Annotated in this window: 1 protein-coding gene and 1 pseudogene; both read right to left on the bottom strand. The window is 65.8% G+C overall.

All coding sequences use genetic code 11. The features are described from left to right. Window positions 1–827 (bottom strand): alpha-amylase family glycosyl hydrolase (locus tag B7767_RS30565; protein ID WP_256923629.1); only part of this gene is annotated, 827 nt, incomplete at its 3' end. Next, window positions 824–1,313, bottom strand: a pseudogene (locus B7767_RS30570) (alpha-1,4-glucan--maltose-1-phosphate maltosyltransferase); the annotation flags it as partial. The pseudogene B7767_RS30570 and the gene B7767_RS30565, both read right to left, overlap by 4 nt.

Below are 1,313 nucleotides of genomic sequence, written 5' to 3' on the forward strand. Positions count from 1 at the left end.
GCGTAGTCGCCGAAGTAGTCGACGACGTCCTCCGGCCACTGGTTGGCCTCCGCCAGCAGCACCGTGTCCGGGTACTGGGTGTCGATCTCCTTGCGCACCCGCTTCAGGAAGGCGTGGGTCTCCGGGAGGTTCTCGCAGTTCGTCCCCTCCTGCTGGTACAGGTACGGCACCGCGTCCAGCCGGAAGCCGTCGATCCCCAGGTCCAGCCAGAACTTCAGCGCGGAGATCATCTCCTCCTGGACCGCCGGGTTCTCGTAGTTCAGGTCCGGCTGGTGGGAGAAGAAGCGGTGCCAGTAGTACTGCTTGCGCACCGGGTCGTACGTCCAGTTCGACGCCTCGGTGTCGACGAAGATGATCCGGGCGTCCTGGAACTGCTTGTCGTCGTCCGCCCACACGTAGTAGTCGCCGTACGGGCCGTCGGGGTCCTTCCTCGACTCCTGGAACCACGGGTGCTGGTCGCTGGTGTGGTTCATGACGAAGTCGATGATCACGCGCATCCCGCGCTGGTGCGCCGCGTCGACGAACTCCACGAAGTCGGCGAGGTCGCCGAAGTCGGGGAGGACGGCGGTGTAGTCGGCCACGTCGTAACCGCCGTCGCGCAGCGGCGACTTGAAGAAGGGCGGCAGCCAGAGGCAGTCGACGCCCAGCCACTGCAGGTAGTCCAGTTTGGCGGTCAGACCCTTCAGGTCGCCGATGCCGTCACCGTTGCTGTCCTGGAAGGAGCGGACCAGGACCTCGTAGAAGACGGCTCGCTTGAACCAGTCCGGGTCCCGGTCCTTGGCGGGAGTGTCCTCGAAGGTGTCCGGGACGGGTTCGTTGACGATCATGTTGTGGGTGACCCTCCGATCGACGGGCTGGACGGTCGCAGAACACGGCTGTGCTCACCCGGCGGCTCGCTCCCGGATGCCCGGCCGACGACGAGCACATGCGCTCCCCCCGGCTCCAGGCGCACATAGTTGGCCCTGCCCCATTGATAGGTCTCGCCGGTGAGCTCGTCGCGCACCGGTACCGACTCGTGCCAGTCCAGGCCGAGTTGCGGCATGTCCAACGAGACCGTGGCCTCCTGGGTGTGGTGGGGGTCGAGGTTGGCGACCACCAGAACCGTGTTCGAACCGCGCCGTTTCGCGTACGCGATGACCTCCTCCTTGTCGGCGTGGTGGAAGTGGATGTCGCGCAGTTGCCGCAGGGCCGGGTTCTCGCGCCGGATGGTGTTGAGCTTGGTGATGAGGGGGGTGATGGTGCGGCCCTGGCGTTCGGCGGTCTCCCAGTCGCGGTGTTTGAGCTGGTACTTCTCGCTGTCGAGGTATTCCTCG

The organism is Streptomyces sp. 13-12-16 (assembly GCF_002114215.1).
GTDB lineage: Bacteria > Actinomycetota > Actinomycetes > Streptomycetales > Streptomycetaceae > Streptomyces.